General features: G+C 65.2%; 1 protein-coding gene. It reads right to left on the bottom strand.

Annotated features, from left to right (window positions below; all coding sequences use genetic code 11):
* Positions 1–244: 244 nt before the first annotated feature.
* Complete coding sequence (ltrA, locus tag E0504_RS47245; protein ID WP_243657964.1) at positions 245–1561, bottom strand: group II intron reverse transcriptase/maturase; 1317 nt, start codon at positions 1559–1561, stop codon at positions 245–247.
* Positions 1562–2204: the final 643 nt, after the last annotated feature.

Raw genomic sequence — 2204 nt, 5'->3', positions numbered from 1 at the left:
CGCCCGTACACCCGACGATGTACGCAAAGCTTTCCGATGGGCGCCCATCGGCGAACCAGCTAAGGTCGACTCCGACTATCTTCGTAGGGTAGGCGACTGGCGCGGTGGCATCTCGCTTTAGGCACAAGGTCCGGTACCTTTGTCCGCGTGGTTTCCCCCGCGTTTTTCATCCCGACCGTCCATGGCATGCTCCGTTTCCAGCCGCCCCCCGTCAATCCGTGCATGAGGTTCTCCCTCACACGGCTTACCGACGTCGTTCACCGCCGGCATTCGATTTCTCCCGCCAGGTCTTCCCAGCCCTGGGTGAAACAGTGATCCCATACAGGCCGATCAGTCCGAGGTCAACCGGCCGCGAGCGCGACAGCACCCACCAGCCGAACCCCATGCTGCGTTTATGACGGGCCCGCACAAACCGGACCAGTCGCTCCTGCGCGAACCTCCTGATCGCGCCGAGATGCCGGGCAGAATGCCCGAAGCGGAAGTAGCCGGCCCAACCACGCAGGAACGCGTTGAGCCGTTCCACGATCACCTGCGGCGGTAACAACAGCCGCGACCGGTCGGTAATCTCCCGAATCCGGTCACGGGCATGCCGCATCGCCCTGTCCGAAGGCCAGCGAGCGAGGAACGTCACCTTTCGCCTACCGCGGTCTCCTCGGGACCGCACGAGCCGGTGGTGAAAGCCCAGAAAATCAAAGCCCCCTCCACCAGGCTGAAGGTAGACGATACGGGTCTTGGCCGCCTTAGGCTCCAAGCCCAGGTCAGCCAGCAACCGGGTCAGGCACTCCAGCGCCCGCTCCGCCTGGCTTTGCGACCAGCACATCACGACCAGGTCGTCGGCAAAACGTACCAGCGCCCCGTCACCCTCATCCCACGACCGATCCAGCCGGTGCAGGTAGACATTACAGAGTAACGGCGACAAAGGACCCCCTTGCGGGACCCCACTGACCTTCCGCCGGACCTCGCCGTCCCGCATCACACCAGCACGCAGGATCCCGCGCACCAGCCTGAGCAGGCCCTGGTCACAGACCCGTTCCTCGACCGCCCGCATCAACCCGTCAAACGGGATCGCCGTAAAGCAGTCGGCGATATCCGTCTCCACCACCCACCGCCTGCCCCGCGCGGCCTCGTCAACGAGGACCCGCAGGGCGTCGTGCGCCGAACGCCGTGGACGGAACCCGAACGAACATTCGGCCATGTCAGCCTCGAAGACCGGCTCGAGCACGATCCTGGTAGCTGTCTGCACGATGCGGTCACGAACAGCGGGAATCGACAGCGGCCTGAACCCGCCCTTCACCCCAGATTTCGGGATCAGGACCCGCCGCAGCGGTAGCGGCCGATACGTTCCTTCCCGCAGCTCGGCGGCCAACTCACCCAGGAGCAGGGAAACCCCGTACTCCTCGACCTGGACCACCGTGGTGTGGTCGACGCCAGATGCCCCCTTGTTGGCGCGCACCTGAACCCACGCGCGCTCCAAGACGTCCCTACGGTGGACCTTGTCCGAGAGCGCATGGAACCTCCGTCCGGGATCGGCCTTGGCCGTCCGGTAAAGCGTGTGCTGCAAGGCACGGACCGAATCCCCACGGGATCCACCAGCGGTGGGACTAGCAACCATGGCACTCACCGGGCCCCTCCTTTCCAACTGCACGCATCGACGAAGTAGCGGCCCTTTCCCTCACCGCCGGTTATGTTGTCCGGTCGGCTCGATCGGTAATATGGCCGCCTCCGACGCCCACCCAGCCCGCCACCCACTTCCCGGGATCACCGGTTATAGGGCACGGCTCTCCGGCAGATTTCCGCAGCCTGCCAGGCCGGGGAGGGCCTCCCCAGTTCCCGCCGCCACTATCAGTACGTTCCGCGCCCCATACGCCGAGGAGTTCCTCACGGCTGCAATTCCAGGATCTTCGCCGCTTCCATGGCCTTCGCCCCGATTCCGAAGGGCTCGACACTCCCTTGTCCCGCCCAAAGAACGGGCTGAGTAACGACGCCGCAGGCTTCGCTTTATGCTACGGACCGCACTGTCGCTCCCCCTTGCAGGGCCTTTGACGCTGGGCTTCGACCCCGCCCGTTTCCAGACGAAGCCGCCAGCCTGCTACCGGGCCTCCTGGCAGCTACCCGGACCGGACTTCCACCGGCAAGCGACGACGAGCTTACGAAAGGTAGATCGGCCGCTTACACGGCGTCACCTCCAGTCTGCTGGGCGCACG

The organism is Parafrankia sp. BMG5.11 (genome assembly GCF_004337455.1).
The sequence above is the reverse complement of the archived record's forward strand: the minus strand, read 5'-3'. Positions and strand labels throughout refer to the sequence as shown.